Origin of the sequence: Burkholderia sp. AU33545 (assembly GCF_020419685.1) — a bacterium.
Taxonomy (GTDB): Bacteria; Pseudomonadota; Gammaproteobacteria; order Burkholderiales; family Burkholderiaceae; genus Burkholderia; species Burkholderia diffusa.
In genome coordinates, this window is record NZ_JAIZRQ010000014.1 from 1 (window position 1) to 23,231 (window position 23,231).

General features: G+C 68.3%; 21 protein-coding genes and 1 riboswitch. Of the genes, 18 read left to right on the forward strand and 3 right to left on the reverse strand.

Annotated features, from left to right (window positions below; translation table 11 throughout):
• Positions 1 to 106: 106 nt before the first annotated feature.
• The 16 genes from cheD (at position 107) to metF (ending at position 16,466) form a co-directional block, all read left to right on the forward strand.
• Positions 107 to 853 (forward strand): chemoreceptor glutamine deamidase CheD, encoded by a 747-nt coding sequence (cheD, locus tag LGM71_RS32615; protein ID WP_059601924.1) that lies wholly within the window; start codon positions 107 to 109, stop codon positions 851 to 853.
• The gene (locus tag LGM71_RS32620; RefSeq protein WP_059601922.1) at positions 850 to 1,941 is read left to right on the forward strand and encodes a protein-glutamate methylesterase/protein-glutamine glutaminase; all 1,092 of its coding nucleotides are present in this window, start codon (positions 850 to 852) and stop codon (positions 1,939 to 1,941) included. The genes cheD and LGM71_RS32620 overlap by 4 nt, the downstream gene beginning before the upstream one ends.
• Before the next feature lie 68 nt (positions 1,942 to 2,009).
• Positions 2,010 to 2,405 carry a chemotaxis response regulator CheY gene (cheY, locus tag LGM71_RS32625; RefSeq protein ID WP_006754880.1) on the forward strand — a complete coding sequence of 132 codons (396 nt, stop codon included), beginning with the start codon at positions 2,010 to 2,012 and terminating at the stop codon, positions 2,403 to 2,405.
• A gap of 1 nt (position 2,406) precedes the next feature.
• Complete coding sequence (gene cheZ / locus LGM71_RS32630; RefSeq protein ID WP_059601920.1) at positions 2,407 to 3,138, forward strand: protein phosphatase CheZ; 732 nt, start codon at positions 2,407 to 2,409, stop codon at positions 3,136 to 3,138.
• Between the two features lie 276 nt (positions 3,139 to 3,414).
• The gene (locus tag LGM71_RS32635) at positions 3,415 to 3,918 is read left to right on the forward strand and encodes a DUF2844 domain-containing protein (protein WP_226118639.1); all 504 of its coding nucleotides are present in this window, start codon (positions 3,415 to 3,417) and stop codon (positions 3,916 to 3,918) included.
• A 16-nt stretch (positions 3,919 to 3,934) separates the two neighbouring features.
• Positions 3,935 to 5,188: a DUF3443 domain-containing protein gene (locus LGM71_RS32640; RefSeq protein WP_124905350.1), complete on the forward strand. Its 1,254-nt coding sequence runs from the start codon at positions 3,935 to 3,937 to the stop codon at positions 5,186 to 5,188.
• Between the two features lie 164 nt (positions 5,189 to 5,352).
• Positions 5,353 to 5,850 (forward strand): VOC family protein, encoded by a 498-nt coding sequence (locus LGM71_RS32645; RefSeq protein WP_226118641.1) that lies wholly within the window; start codon positions 5,353 to 5,355, stop codon positions 5,848 to 5,850.
• A gap of 44 nt (positions 5,851 to 5,894) precedes the next feature.
• Positions 5,895 to 6,593: a DUF805 domain-containing protein gene (locus LGM71_RS33495; protein WP_226118643.1), complete on the forward strand. Its 699-nt coding sequence runs from the start codon at positions 5,895 to 5,897 to the stop codon at positions 6,591 to 6,593.
• A 305-nt stretch (positions 6,594 to 6,898) separates the two neighbouring features.
• On the forward strand, positions 6,899 to 8,098 hold the full coding sequence (gene flhB, locus LGM71_RS32655; RefSeq protein WP_174910432.1) for a flagellar biosynthesis protein FlhB: 1,200 nt from the start codon (positions 6,899 to 6,901) through the stop codon (positions 8,096 to 8,098).
• A complete protein-coding gene (flhA, locus tag LGM71_RS32660; protein WP_151051839.1) occupies positions 8,095 to 10,197 on the forward strand; it encodes a flagellar biosynthesis protein FlhA in 2,103 nt (700 codons plus the stop codon). The genes flhB and flhA overlap by 4 nt, the downstream gene beginning before the upstream one ends.
• The gene (gene flhF, locus LGM71_RS32665) at positions 10,194 to 11,936 is read left to right on the forward strand and encodes a flagellar biosynthesis protein FlhF (protein WP_226118645.1); all 1,743 of its coding nucleotides are present in this window, start codon (positions 10,194 to 10,196) and stop codon (positions 11,934 to 11,936) included. Before flhA ends, flhF begins: the two co-directional genes overlap by 4 nt.
• Positions 11,929 to 12,738 (forward strand): MinD/ParA family protein, encoded by an 810-nt coding sequence (locus LGM71_RS32670; protein ID WP_124628631.1) that lies wholly within the window; start codon positions 11,929 to 11,931, stop codon positions 12,736 to 12,738. The genes flhF and LGM71_RS32670 overlap by 8 nt, the downstream gene beginning before the upstream one ends.
• Before the next feature lie 24 nt (positions 12,739 to 12,762).
• Positions 12,763 to 13,497 carry an RNA polymerase sigma factor FliA gene (locus LGM71_RS32675; protein ID WP_059452641.1) on the forward strand — a complete coding sequence of 245 codons (735 nt, stop codon included), beginning with the start codon at positions 12,763 to 12,765 and terminating at the stop codon, positions 13,495 to 13,497.
• An 84-nt stretch (positions 13,498 to 13,581) separates the two neighbouring features.
• Positions 13,582 to 13,698: riboswitch (S-adenosyl-L-homocysteine riboswitch) on the forward strand.
• Between the two features lie 34 nt (positions 13,699 to 13,732).
• Complete coding sequence (ahcY, locus tag LGM71_RS32680) at positions 13,733 to 15,151, forward strand: adenosylhomocysteinase (RefSeq protein WP_059533465.1); 1,419 nt, start codon at positions 13,733 to 13,735, stop codon at positions 15,149 to 15,151.
• A gap of 106 nt (positions 15,152 to 15,257) precedes the next feature.
• Positions 15,258 to 15,611: a phage holin family protein gene (locus LGM71_RS32685; protein WP_006477367.1), complete on the forward strand. Its 354-nt coding sequence runs from the start codon at positions 15,258 to 15,260 to the stop codon at positions 15,609 to 15,611.
• A 24-nt stretch (positions 15,612 to 15,635) separates the two neighbouring features.
• Positions 15,636 to 16,466, forward strand: a complete 831-nt coding sequence (metF, locus tag LGM71_RS32690; RefSeq protein WP_226118647.1) for a methylenetetrahydrofolate reductase [NAD(P)H] — start codon at positions 15,636 to 15,638, stop codon at positions 16,464 to 16,466.
• Between the two features lie 88 nt (positions 16,467 to 16,554).
• Here the strand turns inward: metF and LGM71_RS32695 are convergent, their stop codons facing one another.
• Entirely contained in the window at positions 16,555 to 18,033 is a 1,479-nt protein-coding gene (locus LGM71_RS32695; RefSeq protein ID WP_226118649.1) for an amidase, read from the reverse strand.
• Between the two features lie 81 nt (positions 18,034 to 18,114).
• Positions 18,115 to 18,807 (reverse strand): dienelactone hydrolase family protein, encoded by a 693-nt coding sequence (locus LGM71_RS32700; RefSeq protein ID WP_124628625.1) that lies wholly within the window; start codon positions 18,805 to 18,807, stop codon positions 18,115 to 18,117.
• Positions 18,808 to 19,077: 270 nt separating this feature from the next.
• On the opposite strand from LGM71_RS32700, the gene LGM71_RS32705 reads away from it, so the two are divergent.
• Positions 19,078 to 20,157: an NAD(P)H-dependent flavin oxidoreductase gene (locus tag LGM71_RS32705; protein WP_124905336.1), complete on the forward strand. Its 1,080-nt coding sequence runs from the start codon at positions 19,078 to 19,080 to the stop codon at positions 20,155 to 20,157.
• 419 nt (positions 20,158 to 20,576) lie between these two features.
• Positions 20,577 to 21,719, forward strand: coding sequence for a branched-chain amino acid ABC transporter substrate-binding protein (locus LGM71_RS32710; RefSeq protein ID WP_124628621.1), 1,143 nt, complete (start codon positions 20,577 to 20,579; stop codon positions 21,717 to 21,719).
• 101 nt (positions 21,720 to 21,820) lie between these two features.
• Here LGM71_RS32710 and LGM71_RS32715 read toward each other — a convergent pair whose 3' ends face one another.
• The gene (locus LGM71_RS32715) at positions 21,821 to 23,035 is read right to left on the reverse strand and encodes an MFS transporter (protein ID WP_226118651.1); all 1,215 of its coding nucleotides are present in this window, start codon (positions 23,033 to 23,035) and stop codon (positions 21,821 to 21,823) included.
• Positions 23,036 to 23,231: the final 196 nt, after the last annotated feature.

Here is a 23,231-nt window from a genome sequence, read left to right on the forward strand (position 1 = left end):
TTGCCGCGCGGGGCCTGCGCCCGCGCGGCGCCGCGCCGGCCGCGGCGGTGCCGCCGCGCGCCCATGCGCGTGCCGCGCTCGCCGCGCCCGCTTACGGAGAACGCGGATGAGCGCCCTGCCGATCGCGACCAATCGCTACTTCGACAACCACTTCGAACGCCCGGGCGTGAAGCTGCTTCCGAACGAGTTCTACACGACGTCCGAGGACATGGTGCTGATGACCGTGCTCGGCTCGTGCGTCGCCGCGTGCCTGCACGACCCGTTGGCGGGCATCGGCGGGATGAATCACTTCATGCTGCCCGACGACGGCGCCGATGCCGGCGCGGCCGCGTCGGAGTCGATGCGCTACGGCGCGTACGCGATGGAAGTGCTGATCAACGAACTGATCAAGGCCGGCGGGCGCCGCGAGCGCTTCGAGGCGAAGGTGTTCGGCGGCGCGGCCGTGCTGGCCGGCATGACGACCATCAACATCGGCGACCGCAACGCCGATTTCGTGCGCCGCTATCTGGCGCTCGAACGCATCCGCATCACCGCGGAGGACTTGCAGGGCGTGCACCCGCGCAAGGTCGCGTTCATGCCGCGCACCGGCCGCGCGATGGTGAAGAAGCTGCGGCTGCAGGTGCCGGGCGTGACCGAGCGCGAAGCCGCGCTGGCGCGCGAGGCCGACCGCGTGCGCGCCGATCGGCAGCGCGCGCACGTCGAGCTGTTCGCGGCGAAGCGGCCGGCCGCGCCGCCGCCGGCACGCCCGCGCATCGAGCTGTTCGGCGCACGCGGCGGCACGGGCGCGCAGACGACGAACACGAAGGCCGGCAGCCCGTATGCGGCCAACCTTTCGAGAAAGCAGGAGGCATGACCGCAGTGCAGAAGATCAAAGTGTTGTGCGTCGACGACTCGGCGCTGATCCGCAGCCTGATGACGGAGATCATCAACAGCCAGCCCGACATGGAAGTGTGCGCGACCGCGCCCGATCCGCTCGTCGCGCGCGAGCTCATCAAGCAGCACAACCCGGACGTCCTGACGCTGGACGTCGAAATGCCGCGCATGGACGGGCTCGACTTCCTCGAGAAGCTGATGCGCCTGCGGCCGATGCCGGTCGTGATGGTGTCGTCGCTGACCGAGCGCGGCTCCGAGATCACGCTGCGCGCGCTCGAACTCGGCGCTGTGGATTTCGTCACGAAGCCGCGCGTCGGGATTCGCGACGGCATGCTCGACTACGCGGAAAAGCTCGCGGACAAGATCCGCGCAGCATCGCGCGCGCGCGTGCGCCAGGCGCCGCAGCCGCAGGCCGCCGCGCGCGCGGCGAGCGGCCAGCCGGCCGCGCCGATGGTCAACAACCCGCTCGTCAGTACCGAGAAGCTGATCATCATCGGCGCGTCCACGGGCGGCACCGAGGCGATCCGCGAGGTGCTGACGCCGCTGCCGCCGGATGCGCCGGCGGTGCTGATCGCGCAGCACATGCCGCCCGGCTTCACGAAGTCCTTCGCGCAGCGGCTGAACGGCCTGTGCCGGATCGCGGTGAAGGAAGCCGAACACGGCGAGCGCGTGCTGCCGGGCCATGCGTACATCGCGCCGGGCCACGCGCACCTGCTGCTCGCGCGCAGCGGCGCGAACTACATCGCGCAGTTGTCCGACGAGCCGCCGGTGAACCGGCACCGCCCGTCGGTCGACGTGCTGTTCCGCTCGGCGGCGCAGCACGCGGGCAAGAACGCGATCGGCGTGATCCTCACGGGGATGGGCCGCGACGGCGCGGCCGGCCTGCTGGACATGAAGCGCGCGGGCGCCCACACGTTCGCGCAGGACGAGGCGAGCTGCATCGTGTTCGGGATGCCGCGCGAGGCGATCGCGCTCGGCGGCGCGGACGAGGTGGCGCCGCTTTCCGAGATGAGCCGGCGCGTGATGGCGCGGCTGGCGACGATGGGCGACCGCGTACAGCGCGTCTGAATGAAATGTCACGGGGCAGCTGCGATGCGGCGGGGCCCCGACGGTAACGAATCTGCAAAGGAACGACGATGGACAAGAGCATGAAAATCCTGGTGGTGGACGATTTCCCGACGATGCGCAGGATCGTCCGCAACCTGCTCAAGGAACTGGGCTACACGAACGTCGACGAAGCCGAGGACGGCGCGGCCGGCCTCGCGCGGCTGCGCGGCGGCGGCTTCGACTTCGTGATCTCCGACTGGAACATGCCGAACCTCGACGGCCTCGCGATGCTGAAGGAAATCCGCGCGGACGCGACGCTCACGCACCTGCCGGTGCTGATGGTCACGGCGGAGTCGAAGAAGGAGAACATCATCGCGGCCGCGCAGGCGGGCGCGAGCGGCTACGTCGTGAAGCCGTTCACGGCCGCGACGCTCGACGAGAAGCTGAACAAGATCATCGACAAGATGGCCAAGGCCGGGAGCTGACGTGAACGAGCCGATCCATGCGGCGCTTGCCGGCGCGGCAATCAACGCCGACGGCCACGCCGAAGGCGCCGATTACGCGAGCGACCGGATCCTCGCGCGCATCGGCCACGTCACGCGCACGCTGCGCGATTCGATGCGCGAGCTCGGGCTCGACAAGCATGTCGAGCGCGCGGCGGAAGCCGTGCCCGATGCGCGCGACCGGTTGCGCTACGTCGCGACGATGACCGAGCAGGCGGCCGAGCGCGTGCTGAACGCAATCGAGGTCGCCAAGCCGATGCAGGAGCGCATCCAGAATGAGGCCGAGGCGCTCGATGCGCGCTGGGCGCAGTGGTATGCGGCACCGATCGAGCACGCGGAAGTCCGCGAGCTGATGGACGACACGCGCACGTTCCTGCGCGCGCTGCCGGAGGCGGCGTCGGCGACCAGCGCGCAGCTGCTCGAGATCATGCTCGCCCAGGATTTCCAGGACCTGACCGGGCAGGTGATCAAGAAGATCATGGACATGGTCTACCTGATCGAGCAGCAGTTGCTCACCGTGCTCGTCGAGAACATCGCACCCGAGCGGCGCGAGCAGTTCGCGGCGACCGCGGCCGCGCTCGCGGCCGAGCAGATCAGCGCGACCGGCAGCCCCGAGTCGCTGCTGAACGGGCCGCAGATCGCGCCGGAAGGCAAGTCCGACGTCGTGCAGGATCAGGCGCAGGTCGACGACCTGCTGGCGAGTCTCGGCTTCTGATCCTGACGCATCGCATCGGCGCCGCGCCCGATCGCGGAGCGGCCCGGTGCGCATGGCTTTCCCGATGCTTGTCACACGAGCCCCCACGTGCGGCTCGTGCCGCACGTCATGTTGCGTTGCGTCATGCCACGTTGATTTGACACTACGACACACTCCGCAGGCATACTACGCGTCAGCAGCAATGAAGCGTCATTCTTAAGACTTTCATTTGTTGACTGGCGGCGCCGGATCCGATGGCGGCGCGCCTGCAACGAAGCCAGTCCCTTGGGGGGGAACGTGAAGCTGAAACGCTTGGGCTGGGCCGCCGCGCACGCGACGGCCGCAATGGGTGTGCTGTGGGCCGTCCACGCACAGGCCGAACTTGGCGGCGCGCCGATGTCGCCTCCGGCGGACGATCACGCCGCCACGGTGCGCGCGCTGCAGCGCGCGATGCGCTCCGCCGACGGCGCGCAGGCGAACGCGGCCGCCTACACCGTCCGCGAGATCACGCTCGGATCGGGCACCGTCATCCACGAATACACGACCGCGGCCGGCACCGTGTTCGGCCTCGCCTGGCGCGGGCCGAGCATGCCGGATCTCGAGTCGCTGCTCGGCAGCTATTTCCCGCAGTACACCGCCGGCGTCCAGGTCGCGCATGCGGCGCGCGGCTGGCGCGCGCCCGTGTCCGTCGATACGAGCGGCCTCGTGATCCGCACGGGCGGCCACATGGGCGCCTTCGCAGGCCAGGCGTGGCTGCCGACGGCGCTGCCGGCCGGCCTGTCCGGCACCGACATCCAGTGACAGCGGGAGAGTGATCTTGCGAATTCCTCGTACCTTCAAGCGCTGGCTCGGCCTGCTGAGCGTCGCGGCCGTGACGGCCATGCTCGTGACCGCCTGCGGCGGCGGCGGTGACAACAACGGCGGGAGCGGCGGCAACAGCGGCGGTTCCAGCGTGTCGGACGGCAATACGGCGAACACGGCCGTGATCACGGTCGGCACCGGCGTCGCGCATGTGATCAACATTCCGACCGTCAACGTGAAGATCTGTGTGCCGGGCACGACGAACTGCCAGGTGGTCAACAACGTGCTCGTCGATACGGCATCGTACGGGCTGCGGCTGGTCAGCAGCGCGCTGTCGTCGGGTGTGTTGAACAACCTGCCGCAGACGACGAGCGGCGGCGCACCTGTGGCCGAGTGCGGCAAGTTCGTGTCGAGCTTCACATGGGGCTCGGTGCGCACCGTCGACCTGTCGATCGGCACCGAGCAGGCGGGCTCCCTGCCGGTGCAGATCATCGGCGATCTCGGCACCAGCAACGTGCCGAGTTCATGCTCGAACAACGGTGCCCGAACGTCGGCCAATACGGCCAGCGATCTCGGTGCAAACGGCATCCTCGGCATCGGGCCGGCGCCGGTCGACTGCGGCACGAGCTGCGCGACGTCGACGTCGGCAACGTCCAACAACTACTACGCGTGCCCGAACGGCAATTCGAGCTGCACGGTGGCGCTGGTGCCGGTTGCGCAGCAGGTGGCCAACCCGGTCCATCGCTTCGCGACCGACAACAACGGCGTGATCGTGCAGATGCCGACCATCTCGAGCAGCGGGCAGGGCAGCGCGACGGGCCTGCTGACGTTCGGGATCAATACGCAGAGCAACAACGGGCTCGGGGCGTCGACGGTGCTGACGTCGACGACGACGGGCGACGTCGATGCGACGTTCCTCGGCGGCAGCGTGACCGCGTTCTTCGATACCGGCTCGAACGCGTACTTCTTCAACGATTCGTCGCAGAAGGCCTGCTCGACCAATACGCAGTTCTATTGCCCGTCGTCGACGACCACCTACACGGCGACGCTGACCGGCAAGAACGGGACATCGGGCGGCGTGTCGATGCCCGTCGCGAACGCCGATGCGCTGTTCGCGAATTCGTCGACGTTCGCGTTCAACGACATCGCCGGCCCGTTCGGCCCAGCCGGGTGGCTCGATCTCGGCATGCCGCACTTCTACGGCAAGACGATCTACTTCGGGATGGACCGGACCGGCACCGGCGGCGCGCAGCCTTACGTCGCGTTCTGACCGCGCACGAACGCCGGCAGCAAAAGGGGGCGAGCGATCGCCCCCTTTTTTTTTGCCTTCGCCGGCGGCGACGCACTACGCTTCGGGCCGCCGCGCCGTGCCCGCACAGCGCCTACGATATAAGACCGGCACCGGTGCCGGCATGACATCGAGGAGACAGCGCCATGAGCCAGCGTATTCAACGCATCACGCCGTTTCTGTGGTTCGACCGCGACGCCGAGGCGGCAGCGAATTTCTACGTGTCAGTATTCGACGACGCGCGCATCCTGCACGTCGCCCGCTACGGCAAGTCGGGTGCGCAGGCGTCGGGCCAGGCGGAGGGCGCGGTGATGACGGTGTCGTTCGAACTGGACGGGCAGGCGTTTCTCGCGCTGAACGGCGGCCCGGCGTTTCCGCTCACGCCGGCCGTGTCGTTCGTCGTCAACTGCCGCGACCAGCAGGAGATCGACCGGTACTGGACGGCGCTGGCCGAAGGCGGCGACGAGCGCGCGCAGCAGTGCGGCTGGCTGCGCGACCGCTTCGGCGTGTCGTGGCAAGTGGTGCCCGTGCAGATGCCCGAACTGATGGCGGGCGATCCGGCACGTGCCGAGCGCGTGATGGCGCAGGTGATGAAGATGAAGAAGCTCGATCTCCACGTGCTGGAGCAGGCGGCGGCAGGCTAGCGCGAACGCCGGCCAGCACGCGCCGTTTTCGACGTGCCCACGCGATGCCCGGCGATATTCCCGGCCGGCCGGTAAATGCGCGACGAACGATCGATTCGATTATCGATGGCGGCGCGTTTCATGCTGGTGTAATCAAGACATGGATTATCTGGTCGTTGTTTACGTCCGGACGTCGCGATTATAAAAATGACGTGACATGCCCGCGGGCGATACGGCATGCCGCCGCTGAAGCCGCGCCAGTTATGCCAGAGCCCGCGTGCGAGCCGGTCGGCACGCGAAAAGAGATGCAAGGCTCGGAAATTCAAATTTATAATGCCCGCGATGTTTCCGGGGTCGCCGATATAAAACATGAGGGCAATAAAATGAATTTCACCGAGGCTGTTCGTTCCGCATTCAATCAATATGCGAAATTCGAGGGCCGCGCGCGCCGTGCCGAATACTGGTATTTCGCGTTGCTGACCAGCGTCGTGTCGATCATCTGCCAGGTGATCACCATGGCGGGGCGCGACGCGAGCGCGCTCTCGCTGCTGCTGATGATCGTCGCGGCCGTCGTGTCGCTCGCGCTGGTGCTGCCGAGCCTCGCGGTCACCGTCCGCCGCCTGCACGATACGGGTCGCTCCGGCTGGTTCCTGCTGATCGCGCTCATTCCGATCGTCGGCGGGATCCTGCTGCTCGTGTGGATGTGCTCGCGCGGCACCAACGGCCCGAACCGTTTCGGCTCGGATCCGATTCCGGTGATCTGAGCGCCGCCCGCCTCGACGCGCGACGCCGTCGCGTCGGGGCGGGCCGACGATCGCTCCACGGCCGCCTCGATCTCCCGATTCCCCGCTTTACCCCTTCATCCGCGTCACTGCGCCCGCCCGCGAACGCGGTTTCCACCGCCTCCCGGCCCCCCGCGCCTGCCCGCGACCTCCCGCCGCACCGGCTCGCCCGATTCTCCGAAATACCCCCCTTTCCCGGCTTTGCTCGACCGATCGGCGTTTGACGTGCGCATGAATAATCAGTGTCACTGGAAAGCGGCATTTCGCCGTACCCGACTGGAGGCACCGTGGCAGACGAGAGCGATCTCGACAGAACCGAAGCCGCCACTCCGAGACGCCGCGAGAAGGCGCGCGAGGAGGGGCAGGTCGCGCGTTCGCGCGAACTGGCTTCGTTCGCGCTGCTCGCGGCCGGGTTCTACGGCGCGTGGCTGCTCGCGGGTCCGTCGGGCGCTCATCTCCAGACGATGCTGCGCGGCGCGTTCGCGTTCGATCGCGCGACCGCGTTCGATACGCACCGGATGCTGTCGGCGGCCGGCAGCGCAAGCGTCGAAGGTCTCGCCGCGCTGCTGCCGATCCTCGCGCTCACCGGCCTCGCCGCGCTGCTCGCGCCGATGGCGCTCGGCGGCTGGCTGATCTCGCAGAAGACCTTCGAACTCAAGTTCGACCGCCTGAACCCGATCGCCGGCCTCGGCCGGATGTTCTCGATCCAGGGGCCGATCCAGCTCGGGATGTCGCTCGCGAAGACGCTCGTCGTCGGCGGGATCGGCGGGATCGCGATCTGGCGCAGCAAGGACGAACTGCTCGGCCTCGCGACCCAGCCGCTCGGCTCGGCGCTCGCGGACGCGCTGCATCTGGTTGCCGTGTGTTGCGGCACGACGGTCGCCGGGATGCTGGTGGTCGCCGCGCTCGATGTGCCTTACCAACTCTGGCAGTACAACAAGAAGTTGCGCATGACGAAGGAAGAAGTGAAGCGCGAGCATCGCGAGAACGAAGGCGATCCGCACGTGAAGGGCCGCATCCGCCAGCAGCAGCGCGCGATCGCGCGGCGCCGGATGATGGCCGCCGTGCCGAAGGCCGACGTGGTCGTCACGAACCCGACGCACTTCGCCGTCGCGCTGCAGTACACGGACGGCGAGATGCGCGCGCCGAAGGTCGTCGCGAAGGGCGTGAACCTCGTCGCCGCGCGCATCCGCGAACTCGCGGCCGAGCACAACGTGCCGCTGCTCGAAGCGCCGCCGCTCGCGCGTGCGCTGTATCACAACGTCGAACTCGAACGCGAGATTCCCGGCTCGCTGTACTCGGCCGTCGCCGAAGTGCTCGCGTGGGTCTACCAGCTGCGGCGCTTCCGCTCGGAAGGCGGCGCCTTCCCGGCCGCGCCGGTCGATCTCGACGTGCCGGCCGACCTCGACAAGGGGTCGTCGGTATCGGCCGACGACGAGCGTGAGGAAGCCGAAGACACGCTCGGCAAGCAAGGAAACGCAGCATGAGCACCCCGACCACCGGCTTCTTCGCCAAACGCCAGAATCCGTTCGCGGGCACCAACCTGCGCGCGCTCGCGGGCCCGATCCTCATCTGCATGATCCTGGGGATGATGATCCTGCCGCTGCCGCCGCTGCTGCTGGATCTGCTGTTCACGTTCAACATCGCGCTGTCGGTGATGGTGCTGCTCGTCAGCATGTACACGATGAAGCCGCTCGACTTCGCGGCGTTCCCGAGCGTGCTGCTGTTCTCGACCTTGCTGCGCCTGTCGCTGAACGTCGCGTCGACGCGCGTCGTGCTGCTCGAGGGCCACACCGGCCCGGACGCGGCCGGCCAGGTGATCGAGGCGTTCGGCCACTTCCTCGTCGGCGGCAACTTCGCGGTCGGCATCATCGTGTTCGTGATCCTGATGATCATCAACTTCATGGTGATCACCAAGGGCGCGGGGCGGATCGCCGAAGTGTCCGCGCGCTTCACGCTCGACGCGATGCCGGGCAAGCAGATGGCGATCGACGCCGACCTGAACGCGGGCCTCATCAACGAAGAGCAGGCGCGCAAGCGGCGCCTCGCCGTGTCGCAGGAAGCCGAGTTCTACGGGTCGATGGACGGTGCGTCGAAGTTCGTGCGCGGCGACGCGATCGCGGGCCTGATCATCATGGCGATCAACGTGATCGGCGGGCTGATCGTCGGGATGGTGCAGCACGACATGTCGTTCGCCGCGGCCGGCACCAACTACACGCTGCTGACGATCGGCGACGGCCTCGTCGCGCAGATCCCGTCGCTCGTGATTTCGACGGCGGCCGGCGTGATCGTGTCGCGCGTCGCGACCGACGAGGACATCGGCACGCAGATCACCGGCCAGCTGTTCACCAACCCGCGCGTGCTGACCATCACCGGCGCGATCATCGGGCTGATGGGGCTGATCCCGGGCATGCCGCACTTCGCGTTCCTCGCGCTCGGCGGCGGCGCGATCTGGCTGGCCCGCACGCAGGTCCGCCGCGCGGCGGCCCGCGTGGCGGCCGGCGACGTGACCGAGATCGCACCGCCCGCCGCGCTGCCGGGCGACAGCCACGAGGCGACCTGGGACGACGTGCAGCTGATCGATCCGCTCGGCCTCGAGGTCGGCTACCGGCTGATTCCGCTCGTCGACAAGAACAGCGACGGCGAACTGCTCAAGCGCATCAAGAGCATCCGCAAGAAATTCGCGCAGGAGATCGGCTTCCTGCCGCCGGTGATCCACATCCGCGACAACCTCGAACTGCGGCCGAACGCATACCGGATCGCGCTGAAGGGCGTCGAGATCGGCGCGGGCGAAGTGTTCCCGGGCCAGTGGCTCGCCATCAACCCGGGCCAGGTGACGGCCGCGCTGCCGGGCGCCATGACGCAGGACCCGGCATTCGGGCTGCCGGCCGTGTGGATCGACGTCGCGATGCGCGAGCAGGCGCAGGTGTACGGCTACACGGTCGTCGATGCGAGCACGGTCGTCGCGACGCACCTGAACCATCTGGTCGTCCAGCACGCGGCCGAACTGCTCGGCCGCCAGGAAGTGCAGGCGCTGGTCGAGCGCACCGGCAAGGACGCGCCGTCGCTCGTTGAGGACCTCGTGCCGAAGACGATCTCGCTGACCACGCTGCAGAAAGTGCTGCAGAACCTGCTCGAGGAAGGCGTGCCGATCCGCGACATGCGCACGATTCTCGAGGCTGTGTCCGAACACGCGGGCCGTGGCGACGCGTTCGAGATCACCGCCGCGGTGCGGCTGTCGCTCGGCCGCGCGATCACGCAGCAGTGGTATCCGGGCGCGGGCGAGATGCAGGTGATGGGCCTCGATTCGAATCTCGAACGCGTGCTGTCGCAGGCGCTCGCCACCGGCGCGAACCCGGGCCTCGAGCCCGGCCTCGCGCACAACCTTCTGACCGGCACGCAACAGGCGATGCTGCGTCAACAGAATCTCGGGCTGCCGCCGGTGCTGCTGGTGCAGCACGCGCTGCGCGCGATGCTTGCGCGTTTCCTGCGCCGCAGCCTGCCGCAACTGAAAGTGCTGTCGTATGCCGAAGTGCCGGACACACGCACGATCAAAGTCGTTAACGTCATCGGGGGTTCCGCTTGAACATTCGCAAATTCACCGGCGCGACCAGCCGCGACGCGCTTCGCCTCGTGCGCGAGGCACTCGGCGCCGACGCCGTCGTGCTGTCGAACCGCACGCTCGATGACGGCAGCGTCGAAATCGTCGCACTCGCCGACTCGGATCTCGCAGCGGTCACGCCGCCGGCCGCCCTCCGGGCGCGCACCCTCGCGCCGCGCGCGGCGGAATCCGTGCCGGCAGCGGCCGTTCCGGGCATCGTGTCGCGCCCGGGTGCCGCGCTCGCGCGCCCGGCCGTCAATCCGTATGCGGCAAGCGAAGGCGGCCTCCCGGACGTGTTCTCGTCGGTGTTCGGCGCGAGCGCCGAAGCGACGGAACCGGCCGCGCAACCGACTGCCTTCGACGCCGCCACGGACGCGGCATCGCCGGTGCCCGCTGCCGGCACGCCGGCGGCAGCGTCCGAACCCGCGCCGTGGCTCGTCGAGCACGCGAAGCGCCTGACCCAGCAGCGCGAAGCGCTGATCGCCCGCGCGCAGGCCGCACCGGCCGCGCCGCAGGCACCGGCCCGCGCGCAGCAGGACGCCGCGCCCGCGACGCCGGCCGGCTGGGCGCGCGACATCGTGCGCGACGCCGAACGCCGGATGCCGCCGGCCGCTGCTGCTGCCGCCACGGGCCGCCCGAGCGAAACCAGCGCCGCGAAGCCGGCCGAACGCACGCGCCTGTCCGCGGAAGCCGCGGCCGCGGTGGCGGATGCGGTGAAGACGCGCATCGAGAGCATCGTCAACGACACCGTGATGCACGAGCTCGGCGCGATGCGCGGGATGATGGAAGAGCAGTTCGACAGCCTGATGTGGCACGACCGCCAGCGCCGCAGCCCGGTGCACGGCACGCTGACCAAGCACTTGTTCTCGGCCGGCTTCTCCGCGCAGTTGGTGCGCATGCTCGTCGACAACCTGCCGTCCGGCGACGACGCGCAAACCTTCGAGCAGGCCGCCGAATGGGCGCAGTCGGTGCTCGCGGCGAACCTGCCGGTGCTCGAGAGCGAAGACGCGCTGATGGAGCGCGGCGGCGTGTTCGCGCTGATGGGGCCGACCGGCGTCGGCAAGACGACCACCACCGCGAAGCTCGCCGCGCGTTGCGTGATGCGCTTCGGTGCGAGCAAGGTTGCGCTCCTGACCACCGACAGCTACCGGATCGGCGGCCACGAGCAGCTGCGCATCTTCGGCAAGATCCTCGGCGTGCCCGTGCACGCGGTGAAGGACGCGGGCGATCTCGAGCTCGCGCTGTCCGAGCTGCGCAACAAGCACATCGTGCTGATCGACACGATCGGCATGAGCCAGCGCGACCGCGCGCTGTCCGACCAGATCGCGATGCTGCACGGCGCGAACGCGCCGGTGCAGCGCCTGCTGCTGCTCAACGCGACGAGCCACGGCGACACGCTCAACGAGGTTGTCCAGGCCTACCGCAGCGCGGCCGAGTATCCCGATCTCGCCGGCTGCATCCTGACCAAGCTCGACGAGGCGACCCACCTCGGCGGCGTGCTCGACACGGTGATCCGCTACAAGCTGCCCGTCCACTACGTATCGACCGGCCAGAAAGTGCCGGAAAACCTGTACGTCGCATCGACCCGCTTCCTGCTGAAGAGCGCGTTCTGCGTGCCGCGCGACGGCTCGCCCTTCGTGCCGCAAGACGAGGACATGCCGACGCTGCTTTCCGCCCTGACCGCACGTTCCACCGCCGAGCTGCACGAGGTGCGATTTGGATAAACGGATCATCGATCAGGCCGAAGGGCTGCGGCGCCTGCTGGCCGGGCGCGCGTCGCGCATCGTCGCGGTGACGGGCGGGCCGGCGGGCGTCGGCTGCACGACGACCGTCGTGAACGTCGCGGCCGCGCTGGCCGCGCTCGGCAAGGACGTGCTCGTCGTCGACGAGCGCGCCGACGTGCATTCGGCCGCGGCGACGCTCGCGGGCGCCTGGCTGCGCGACGGCGAACGCACCCGCGTCTCAGCCGGATTCGGCCTGTGCGCGGCCGCGCGGGACGGCTACAGCGATTCGCAACTGAGCGACTTCATCGACGGCCAGGCCGACATCGTGCTGGTCGACGCGCAGCTCGGTGCCGACGGAACGTTCTCCCCGCTCGCGCGCGAGGCGCACGACGTGCTGATTGTCACGCGGGTCGCCGCGCAGGCGATCACCGAGGCGTACGCGTGCATGAAGCGCCTGCATTTCGCGCACGCGGTCGCGCAGTTCCGCGTGCTGACCAATCACGTCGGCAGCCACGCCGACGCCAGGACCGCATTCGACAACCTCGCGGGCGTCGCGAGCCGCTACCTGACGGTGTCGATCGCCGACGCCGGCTGCGTGAGCGCCGATCCGCTCGTCGAGCATGCGCGCGACCTGATGCATACCGCGGTCGACGCGTTCCCGTCGTCGGTCGCCGCGCGCGATTACCGGCAGCTTGCCGCCGACCTGCTGTACTGGCCGATGCGCCCGCGTTCGGGCGCCGGCCGGGCCGTGCATGCGGGCGGCAAGCCGTCGTACGAGGCGGGTGCGGCACACGCCGCGTGAGCGCCACAGGAAGGAGAGAGAGCCATGATGTACAACGCTCAAGGAAAGATGACCCAGGCCGACGTGCTCGCGCAATATGCGCCGCTCGTGCGGCGCCTGGGGCTGCAGCTCGTCGCGAAGATGCCGGCGAGCGTCGATCTCGACGACCTGATCCAGGCCGGCATGATCGGCTTGATGGACGCGGCCGGCCGCTACAAGGAAGACCAGGGCGCGCAGTTCGAGACCTACGCGACCCAGCGCATCCGTGGCGCGATGCTCGACGAGCTGCGCAGCAACGACTGGCTGCCGCGCAGCCTGCGCAAGACGTCGCGCGAGGTCGAGTACGCGGTGCACCAGGTCGAGCAGCAGCTCGGCCGCTCGGCGAGCGAGACCGAGATCGCGCAGCACCTGAAGATGCCGCTCGACGAATACCAGGGGATGCTGCAGGACCTGCACGGCAGCCAGCTCATCTATTACGAGGATTTCGATCGCGCGGCCGACGACGAGCCGTTCCTCGACCGCTATCGCGTCGATCACGCCGATCCGTTGTCGTCGCTGCTCGACGAACACCTGCGCGAGGCGCTCGTCGAAGCGATCGAGCGGCTGCCCGAGCGCGAGAAGCTGCTGATGTCGCTGTACTACGAGCGCGGCCTGAACCTGCGCGAGATCGGCGCGGTGCTCGAGGTGAGCGAATCGCGCGTGTGTCAGCTGCACAGCCAGGCCGTCGCGCGCCTGCGCGCGCGGTTGCGCGAACAGGCATGGGTCGGCGCCGAGAACTGACCCTTTCATGACGCCCGCGCGCGCCGACGCCGCGCGCGGTGCATGGCGCGCATTTCCCGCGCCGATTTGCTACAATCCCTCCCGTTTTCCGAGGAGCGTTGCGACGGACCATCCTGCGTCCGCCAGGCTCGGAAAGCTTCACCAAGCAGCCGTGCGGCACCATTCGCGCCGGCCCCGCTTCCTGAACGGCGCTCACGTCACCAATTTCTAGAACTTTTTTAGAAAGGAGGGCGTGATGAACGCCATTATCGATTCCCAGGCTTCCAAGGATTACATCGTCGCCGACATGGCGCTTGCCGGCTGGGGCCGCAAGGAACTGAACATCGCCGAGACCGAAATGCCGGGCCTCGTGCAGATCCGCGACGAATACAAGGCGCAGCAGCCGCTGAAGGGCGCGCGCATCGCAGGTTCGCTGCACATGACGATCCAGACCGGCGTGCTGATCGAGACGCTGAAGGCGCTCGGCGCCGATGTCCGCTGGGCGTCGTGCAACATCTTCTCGACGCAGGACCACGCCGCTGCCGCGATCGTCGAAGCCGGCACGCCGGTGTTCGCGTTCAAGGGCGAGTCGCTCGACGAATACTGGGAGTTCTCGCACCGCATCTTCGAATGGCCGAACGGCGAATTCGCGAACATGATCCTGGACGACGGCGGCGACGCAACGCTGCTGCTGATCCTCGGCTCGAAGGCCGAGAAGGACCGTTCGGTGATCGCGAAGCCGACCAACGAGGAAGAAGTCGCGCTCTTCAAGTCGATCGCGAAGCACCTCGACGCCGATCCGACCTGGTACTCGACGCGCCTCGCGCACATCAAGGGCGTGACCGAAGAAACCACGACCGGCGTGCATCGCCTGTACCAGATGGAAAAGGACGGCCGCCTGCCGTTCCCGGCGTTCAACGTGAACGACTCGGTCACGAAGTCGAAGTTCGACAACCTGTACGGCTGCCGCGAGTCGCTCGTCGACGGCATCAAGCGCGCGACCGACGTGATGATCGCGGGCAAGGTCGCGGTCGTCGCGGGCTACGGCGACGTGGGCAAGGGCTGCGCGCAATCGCTGCGCGGCCTGGGCGCGACCGTGTGGGTCACGGAAATCGATCCGATCTGCGCGCTGCAGGCGGCGATGGAAGGCTACCGCGTCGTGACGATGGAATACGCGGCCGACAAGGCCGACATCTTCGTGACGGCGACCGGCAACTACCACGTGATCAACCACGATCACATGAAGGCGATGCGCCACAACGCGATCGTCTGCAACATCGGCCACTTCGACTCGGAAATCGACGTCGCGTCGACCCGCCAGTATCAGTGGGAAAACATCAAGCCGCAGGTCGACCACATCATCTTCCCGGACGGCAAGCGCGTGATCCTGCTGGCCGAAGGCCGCCTCGTGAACCTCGGCTGCGCGACCGGCCACCCGTCGTTCGTGATGTCGAACTCGTTCGCGAACCAGACGCTCGCGCAGATCGAACTCTTCACGCGCGGCGAACAGTACGAGAACAAGGTGTACGTGCTGCCGAAGCATCTCGATGAAAAGGTCGCGCGCCTGCACCTCGCGCGCATCGGCGCGAACCTGTCCGTGCTGTCGGACGAGCAGGCTTCGTACATCGGCGTGCAGAAGGACGGCCCGTTCAAGCCGAACCACTACCGCTACTGATGCACCGCCGCCGCCGCGCCGCACGCGCCCCGTAGCGGGCGTGCGCGGTGCGGCGGCCGGCCGCGGTCACCGACCGACCAGATCGACAACCGAACCGGAGCCCTCCATGAGCGTCATCCTCACCTGGGTCATCAACGCCCTCGCGCTGCTGATCATCACGTACCTCGTGCCGTCGATCCACATCAAGAGCTTCGGCACCGCGCTGATCATCGCGGTGGTGCTCGGCCTCATCAACACGGTGATCCGTCCGGTGCTGATCCTGCTGACGCTGCCGGTCACGATCGTCACGCTCGGGGTGTTCATCCTCGTCGTGAACGCGTTGTGCTTCTGGTTCGCGTCGTCGCTGCTGAAGGGTTTCGAGGTGTCGGGTTTCTGGTCGGCGTTCTTCGGTTCGATCCTGTACAGCATCGTGTCGTGGCTGCTGTCCGCGCTGATCTTCGGGCAGCGCGACATCGGCTGACGGCCGCGCCCATTCTTGCGAATCATGAAATCGATCGAACTCTCGTTTGAATTCTTCCCGCCGAAGACGGCGGACGGCGTCGAGAAGTTGCGCGCGACGCGTGCGCAGCTGCTGCCGCTGAAGCCGAAATTCGTCTCCGTGACGTTCGGCGCCGGCGGCTCGACGCAACAGGGCACGCTCGATACCGTGCTCGACATGCAGAAGGACGGCCTCGAGGCCGCGCCGCACCTGTCGTGCATCGGCTCGTCGCGCGACAGCCTGCGCGCGATCCTCGACCAGTACCGCTCGCACGGCATCCGCCATATCGTCGCGCTGCGCGGCGACTTGCCGTCGGGGATGGGCGAGGTCGGCGAGCTGCGCTATGCGTCCGAGCTCGTCAGCTTCATCCGCGCCGAGCATGGCGACTGGTTCCACATCGAAGTCGCCGGCTATCCGGAATACCACCCGCAATCGCGCTCGCCGAAGGCCGATCTCGAGAACTTCGCGCGCAAGGTGAAAGCCGGCGCGAATTCCGCGATCACGCAGTACTTCTTCAACGCCGACGCGTATTTCCGCTTCGTCGACGATGCGCGCAAGCTGGGTGTGGACGTGCCGATCGTGCCCGGCATCATGCCGATCACGAACTTCTCGCAGCTGATGCGCTTCTCGGAAATGTGCGGCGCGGAAGTGCCGCGCTGGGTCGCGCGCCGGCTCGAAAGCTTCGGCGACGATCGCGACGCGATCCGTGCGTTCGGCGCGGATGTCGTCACGAGCCTGTGCCAGCGCCTGATCGACGCGGGCGTGCCGGGTCTGCACTTCTATACGCTGAACGCGGCGACCGCGACGCGGACGATCTGCGAACGGCTCGTGATGTAAGCGCCGCCTCGCGTTTTGCATGTGCGAAAGCCCCGCCGGTCCTGCCGGCGGGGCTTTTTTTCGATGTTTGCGGAAGCGGCCGCGCGCGTCAGCGCTGCGCCTGCATCAGCGGCGGACGCCGGTCGAACCACGGCCGCGCCTGTTCGAGCTGCCGCGCGAGTTTCAGCAGCAATGCCTCGTCGGCGTGGCGCGCGACGAACTGCACGCCGATCGGCAGGCCGCGCGCGTTCCAATAGAGCGGCACCGACATCGCCGGCTGGCCCGTCAGGTTGAACAGCTCGGTGCAGCCGGCCCATGCGAACGCCTTCTCCGAGGCCTTCGCGAGCATTTCCCGCAGCAGCGGTTTGACCGGCAGCGCGCCGAGCAGCTTCATCTGCGCGGCTTCGAGCGGCGTCGGCTGCAGCTCGCCGATCTTGACCGGCGGCCCCGCGAGCGTCGCGCACAGGATCGCGTCGTAGCGCGACACGAGGCCCGCGACCTGCACGGTGAGCTGGCGCTGCCATTCGAGCACGTCCGGCAGGCGCGCGCGGGCGATGCGCCTGCCGACGACGGCCATCGCCCACGTCGCCGGTTCGAACTCCGCGCGCTTCGGCGTGCGCCCGGTCACCGCGCGCGCACCCAGCACCATCTCCTCGGCGATCGTCGCCCACAGGGTGAGAAAGGTTTCGGCCGCGCGTGCGTAGTCGATGTTCAGCGTCGCCGGCTCGACGTGATGACCGAGCGATTCGACGAGCGCGGCCGCGTCGTCGAGCGCCGCGCGCGTGTCGTCGGAGAGCGCCGACGCGAGCATCGGGTCGACGACGAGGCCGATCCGCAGCGGCCCGGGCGGTGTGTCGAGCTCGCCCAGAAAGGTGCCGGGCGCGCCGGGCGGCAGCGTCTGGCCGGTCGTCACGTCGAGCAGCAGCGCGCTGTCGCGCACGCTGCGCGAAACCGCATGCTGGACGACCAGCTCGCCGTTCGACGGCAAGTCGACCAGCACCGGATTGCGGCTCGGTTTCAGGCCGAACAGCCCGCAGCACGACGCCGGAATCCGGATCGAGCCGCCGCCGTCGGACGCATGCGCGAGCGGCACGATGCCTGCCGCGACGGCCGCGGCCGCACCGCCGCTCGAGCCGCCGGGCGTGTGATCGAGGTTCCACGGATTGCGGCACGCGCCGAACAGTTCGGGTTCGGTGTACGGCATCTGGCCGATTTCCGACGTGTTGGTCTTGCCGAACACGTTGAGTCCCGCCGCGCGGCTGCGCGCGATCACCGGTGAGTCGTCGGCGGGGACGAAGTAGCGATAGTGGCGGCTGCCCATCGACAACGGCAGCCCCGCGACCGCCGCGCCGAGATCCTTGACCAGATACGGGACACCCGCGAACGGCGCATCGGCGCTGGTAGCGACGGCCGATTCCGCCCGCTTGCGCGCATCGTCGTAGTCCTGCAGCACGATCGCGTTGATCGCGCTGTTCACCGCTTCGGCCTGGCCGATCGCGGCGTCCAGCAGTTCGCGCGGGCTCGCCTTGCGCTCGCGCACGAGTGCGGCAAGCCCGATCGCGTCATGCGCGAGATAGTCCGAGTGCATCGCAGTCACCCCCGTTGTGACCCGTGGCGATGAAAGGAGGATAACGCGGGCCCGACGCGCCGGGCCCGCTGCCGGCTGCCGTTACACGTGCTCGGCGAGGAACGTCAGCGTGCGGCCGTGCGCGAGCGCCGACGCGCGCTGGTTGTACGACGCGCGATCGGTGCAGTTGAAGCCGTGTTCGGCGCCCGGATACAGGTGGAACGATGCGTTGTGGCGGCCCGCGAACGCGGCCTTCACCTGCTCGACCGCGTCGAGGGGGATTCCGTGGTCGTTCTCCGCGTAGTGGAACAGGATCGGCTGCGTGACCTTGCCGGCAAGGTCGAGCGCATTCTGGATACCGCCGCCGTAATAGGCGACCGCCGCATCGACCTTGCCGGCCGCGGCCGCGCGGTACGCGAGCTGGCCGCCGAAGCAGTAGCCGATCGCGGCGACCTTGCCGGCGACTTCGGGGCGCGCGCGCAACGCATCGGCGGCCGCGCCGATATCCGCGACCGCGAGACCGACGTCGGTCTTCTTCATCAGCTCGATGCCCTTGTCGCGATCGGCGCCTTCGTAGGTCAGTTCGACGCGCGGCTGCGTGCGCCAGAAGACGTCCGGCGCGAGCGCGACGAAGCCGTCGGCCGCGTACTGGTCGGCGACCGCGCGGATGTGCGCGTTAACGCCGAAGATCTCCTGGATGATGATGACGGCGGGGCCCTTGCCGCGCTTGGGCAGCGCGAGATAGCCACCGAAGCTGTCGTTACCGGTCGGGATGTCGATCCATTGGGCAGTCACGTTGGAACTCCTGGCGAACGGGTGCGCGACACGCGCACCGCGGATGGGAAAAAGGGCGGCCTAGTGTGCCACCAATCCGGTGGCGCTGCAGCGCGCAAGCGGCGCGCCTGGCGGGTGTGCGCGCGTGTCGAATCCGCGTCTCGGACCTGCTTCTCGCGCAGCGATCGTTTCGATCTCGATTATTCATTTTTCGGCGATGCGCCGCTTCGATAGAGTCGATGTGTAGCCTTTTACAAAGCGCTTTCGCACATCGTCATCGAAGGATTCGCCATGTCCACCCGTGCATTTTCCACGCCGTTTTCCGAGCGCTTCGGCCTGCGCCTGCCGCTCGTGCAGGCGCCGATGGTCGGCGCGACCACGGCCGCGATGGTCGCGGCCGCATCCAGTGCCGGCGCGCTCGGCAGTCTCGGCGCCGGCGCGTTCGAGCCGGATCGTCTCGCGACCGAAGTCGCCGCCATTCGCGCGGCGACCGCGCGCCCGTTTGCCGTGAACCTGTTCGTGTTGCCCGAGGCCGCGCCCGACGCGGCGACCGTCGCACGTGCGCTCGCCGCGATCGATCCGTTGAACGCGACGCTCGGGCTGCCGCCGGGCACCGCGCCCGCGCGCTACGCGCCCGACTTCCGCGCGCAATTCGACGCGCTCGTCGCGCTGCGCGTGCCGGTCGCGAGCTTCACGTTCGGCGTGCTCGACGCGGCCGACGTCGCGCGTCTGAAGGCCGCCGGTACCTACGTGATCGGCACCGCGACGCACGTCGCCGAAGGGCTCGCGTGGCAGGCGGCCGGGGCCGATGCGCTGTCCGCGCAGGGCGCCGAAGCCGGCGGCCATCGCGGTACCTTCATCGGCTCGGCCGACGATGCGCTGATCGGCACGCTCGCGCTGGTGCCGCAGCTCGTCGATGCGACCGGCCTGCCCGTGCTCGCCGCGGGCGGCATCATGGACGGCCGCGGGATCGCCGCCGCGCTCGCGCTCGGCGCGCAGGGCGCGCAGCTCGGCACCGCGTTCCTGACCTGTGCGGAAAGCGCGATCGCGGCGGACTGGAAAGCGCGGCTGCTCGCGAGCGCCGATACGTCGACGCAGGTCACGCGCGCGATCACGGGCCGCCATGCGCGCGGATTGCGCAATACGCTGATGATGCGGCTCGGCGAACGCGTGGCCGACGCCGCGCCGTATCCGGTGCAGAACGCGCTGACCCAGCCGCTGCGCCAGGCCGCTGCGCGCGCGAACGACGGCGACTACCTGTCGCTGTGGGCCGGGCAGGGCGCACCACTCGCGCGACGGCGCGCCGCCGCGCTGACGACGTCGCAACTCGTCGACGCGCTCGACGCCGAATGGCGCGCAACGGCCGCCTGACCGGCCCGTATCGAAGCGAGAAAAGCGCGTGTTGTCACGCGCTTTTCATTCAATGATCCCGCGCACAAAATACCGAATCGAAATGACGCGGGAATGCTTTGAATCAACCTTTCATCCGGTCGTCCGAAATTAGCGGAAACCCTTATCTGGTGGGGCTTGCAGCGAATTCGAGGATTCATTCCAAAGCGCCCGTATCGGTAGTGTTACCACTACCCCAAAAAAGTCCCACAAATTAATTTGATCACCTACACTTGCGCGCAAGTACGGGTGGGCGGCCGCTACAAGCGGCTGTTTCCCTACGTGCTTGAGGCCAAGTGCATGAACGATGCAACCGGCGAATCGTCCAGTGAATGCAAACACAGGGATGGCAGCGGGGCACCGGGCGATGGCGTTTTTTGGGACCGAAACTGGAGACTTACATGAATATCAAGATGCAAAAGCTGTTGCCGATCACCGCAGCTGCGATGCTGTGTGCTGCAGCTGCAGGCAACGCAGCCGCCGATCAAGTCGTCAAGATCGGCCACGTCGCGCCGTTGACGGGCGGCATTGCACACCTGGGCAAGGACAACGAAAACGGCGCGCGTCTCGCAGTCGAGGAGATCAACGCCAAGGGTCTCACGGTCGGCGGCCAGAAAATCACGCTGCAACTCGACCCGCAGGATGACGCGGCCGACCCGCGCCAGGCCACGCAGGTTGCGCAGAAGCTCGTCGACGACAAGGTCGTCGCGGTGGTTGGCCACCTGAACTCGGGCACGTCGATCCCGGCCTCGAAGATCTACAGCGATGCGGGCATCGTGCAGATCTCGCCGTCGGCGACCAACCCGGCTTACACGCAGCAAGGCTTCAAGACCACGTATCGCGTGGTGGCGACCGATGCGCAGCAGGGCCCGGCACTCGCGAACTACGCGCACTCGAAGGGCATCAAGAGCGTCGCGGTGGTCGACGATTCGACCGCATACGGCCAGGGTCTCGCGAACGAGTTCGAGAAGAAGGCGAAGGCGCTCGGCCTGAAGGTGATGTCGCACGACGCGACCAATGACAAGGCGGTCGACTTCCGCGCGATTCTGACCAAGATCAAGGGCGAGAATCCGGACGCGATCATGTACGGCGGCATGGACGCCACCGGCGGCCCGTTCGCGAAACAGGCGAAGCAGCTCGGCCTGCGCGCGAAGATCCTGGCGGGCGACGGCGTGTGCACGGAAAAGCTGGCCGACCTGGCCGGCGACGCGACCGACAACGTCGTGTGCTCGGAAGCCGGTGCTTCGCTCGAGAAGATGGCGGGCGGCGCGGCGTTCAAGGCGAAGTACGAGAAGCGCTTCGGCCAGCCGATCCAGATCTACGCACCGTTCACGTACGACGCCGTGTACATCATCGTCGATGCGATGAAGCGTTCGAACTCGACGGACCCGGCGAAGATCCTCGCGGCGATGCCGGCGACGAACTACTCGGGCGTGATCGGCACGACGACCTTCGACTCGAAGGGCGACCTGCAACACGGCGTGATCTCGCTGTACAACTACAAGAACGGCAAGAAGTCGCTGCTCGACGAAGTGAAGATGTAAGCTGAAAAGCGGTCGACAGAAGGGGTGAAGGCGCGCCTGCGGCAACGCAGGCGCGCTTTCTTTTTGGCGATCTCGCAGCGGGTGGCCGGCCCGCCGCGCGGTCAGATCTTCAGGTGCGCGAGCACCTTCGGCGCGACGGCCGCGACGAGCGCCGCGCACAGCGCGACGACCGACAGGCCGATGGTCAGGTTCACGGCCTGCGCGACCGCACCGATCACGACCGGACCGAACAGCAACCCGAAATACGCGAGTCCGGCCACGTGCGCGAGCCCTTCGGCCGCGTGGATGCCTTTGACGCGCGCGGCGGCGGCGAACAGCACGGGCATCATGTTCGCGAGGCCGACGCCCATCAGCGTGAAGCCCGTCAGCACGGCGATCGGGTTCGGCAGCAGCAGCGCGCCGATCATCCCGGCGCACGCGAGCGACGCGCTCGCGAACACGAGCTGCGGCGCGCCGAAACGCGCGCGCACCGCGTCGCCCGCGAATCGCGCGATCGCCATCCCGCCGGAGAACGCTGCATAGGCCGCGCTCGCGAGCGCGGGGCTCGCCGCGACGACGTCGCGCATGTAGACCGTCGCCCAGTCGTACATCGCCCCTTCGGCGATCAGCGCGATCAGCGCGATGCCGCCGAGCATCCACAGCGCGGGCGAGCGCCAGCGGTTGCCGCCGCCGTGCGCGTGTTCGTGATGCGGCACGTGCGGCAGCACGGCCGGGCTCGCGACGAGCAGCACGGCCGCGCTGACGGCCGCCGCGAGCGCGAGATGCACGGCCGGCGCCATACCGGCCGACAGCAGCGCGCCGCCGGCCGCCGCCCCCGACATCCCGCCGATGCTGAACATCCCGTGCAGCGACGACATGATCGGCTTGCCAAGCGCGATCTCGACCGCGCTCGCCTCCGCGTTCATCGCGACGTCGAGCGTCGCCATGGAGAAGCCGAACAGCGCGAGCACGACGAGCAGCATCCAGTAATCGGGCACGGCGAGGATCAGCGCCGCGCACGCGGCCATCACGAGCCCGCCCGCGAGGCACGCGGTGCGCGAGCCGACGCGCGCGATCCAGCGCGCGATCGTGAGCATCGCGGCGATCGAGCCGCCCGCGACCGCGAACAGCGCGATCGACAGCAGCCCCGGGCTCAATGCGAACTTGTCGCGCACGGTCGGCACGTGCACGCCCCACGACGCGTACATCATGCCGGCGATGAAGAACAGTGCCATCGTGGCCGTGCGTGCGCGCTGGCGGACCGGCAAGGCCAGCAGGCGATGCGGGTCGGGCGGCGCGGCGAAGTCGGACGAGGATCGGGAGGAGGTTTCGGACACGGGGCGCTCTTGAATGGACGATGCGCGGGCGCGTCGCGCCCGTCGGATGGGTCCGATTCTATCGAACCGCTTACGGTCTTGCCGGCGTGCTGGCCGTTGGGCCGATCAGGCTTCGGCGCGCACGCCGCTTGTGCGGTCCGCGTCGGTCATCCGGCCGATGCCCGGCGGGACGCCGCCGCGAGTAACATCGGTGCGC

Excerpts from the sequence above, each read along its gene's own strand:
- cheD (WP_059601924.1), top strand. The coding sequence starts at position 107 with ATGAGCGCCCTGCCGATCGCGACCAATCGCTACTTCGACAACCACTTC.
- LGM71_RS32620 (WP_059601922.1), top strand. The coding sequence starts at position 850 with ATGACCGCAGTGCAGAAGATCAAAGTGTTGTGCGTCGACGACTCGGCG.
- cheY (WP_006754880.1), top strand. The coding sequence starts at position 2,010 with ATGGACAAGAGCATGAAAATCCTGGTGGTGGACGATTTCCCGACGATG.
- LGM71_RS32645 (WP_226118641.1), top strand. The coding sequence starts at position 5,353 with ATGAGCCAGCGTATTCAACGCATCACGCCGTTTCTGTGGTTCGACCGC.
- LGM71_RS33495 (WP_226118643.1), top strand. The coding sequence starts at position 5,895 with ATGCCCGGCGATATTCCCGGCCGGCCGGTAAATGCGCGACGAACGATC.
- flhA (WP_151051839.1), top strand. The coding sequence starts at position 8,095 with ATGAGCACCCCGACCACCGGCTTCTTCGCCAAACGCCAGAATCCGTTC.
- LGM71_RS32675 (WP_059452641.1), top strand. The coding sequence starts at position 12,763 with ATGATGTACAACGCTCAAGGAAAGATGACCCAGGCCGACGTGCTCGCG.
- ahcY (WP_059533465.1), top strand. The coding sequence starts at position 13,733 with ATGAACGCCATTATCGATTCCCAGGCTTCCAAGGATTACATCGTCGCC.
- LGM71_RS32685 (WP_006477367.1), top strand. The coding sequence starts at position 15,258 with ATGAGCGTCATCCTCACCTGGGTCATCAACGCCCTCGCGCTGCTGATC.
- metF (WP_226118647.1), top strand. The coding sequence starts at position 15,636 with ATGAAATCGATCGAACTCTCGTTTGAATTCTTCCCGCCGAAGACGGCG.
- LGM71_RS32695 (WP_226118649.1), bottom strand. The coding sequence starts at position 18,033 with ATGCACTCGGACTATCTCGCGCATGACGCGATCGGGCTTGCCGCACTC.
- LGM71_RS32705 (WP_124905336.1), top strand. The coding sequence starts at position 19,078 with ATGTCCACCCGTGCATTTTCCACGCCGTTTTCCGAGCGCTTCGGCCTG.
- LGM71_RS32710 (WP_124628621.1), top strand. The coding sequence starts at position 20,577 with ATGAATATCAAGATGCAAAAGCTGTTGCCGATCACCGCAGCTGCGATG.